The organism is Aeromicrobium phragmitis (assembly GCF_003674095.1).
In the GTDB taxonomy this organism is placed as follows: Bacteria; Actinomycetota; Actinomycetes; order Propionibacteriales; family Nocardioidaceae; genus Aeromicrobium; species Aeromicrobium phragmitis.
The window spans coordinates 1-381 of the sequence record NZ_RDBF01000153.1 but is presented as its reverse complement, the minus strand read 5'-3'; the positions used below and the strand labels follow the sequence as shown (position 1 = coordinate 381).

Sequence of the window (381 nt, the reverse complement as noted above, 5' to 3'; positions counted from 1 at the left end):
GGTGGCCGCATCGATGACGTGCTGCAGCGCTCCGCTCACTCCGGCCGCGAGTTGCTCCTGGCCCGGCGGCACCGTGACGGCCTCGAACTGCGCCTTGACCTGCTCCATGAGCGGGATGAGCTCGGCACGCACCGGGTCACCGCTGGCGACCGGGCCGGACACGACGCTCTGCGGGATGTCGGCGTCCAGCGCATCCTGTGCTGCCGCGACGAACGGTGCCGCGGTCGCCCACTCCTCCAAGACGTCGACCGCGACGCCGAACCGCTCCTCGATCGCCACCCGACGATCCAACGCCGCCCGGTACGCGCTGGAGTTCTCAGCGCCGTAGGCGCCCACGTCAGCGGGTCGCGGCAGCTCGTCGCGCAGGCGAGTGGCGGTCTC

1 protein-coding gene is annotated in these 381 nt (G+C 72.2%); it reads right to left on the bottom strand.

Features of this window, described 5'->3' with window-relative positions:
* The coding region (locus D9V41_RS18010; RefSeq protein WP_166376113.1) for a hypothetical protein at positions 1 to 381 on the bottom strand (381 nt) is incomplete at both ends.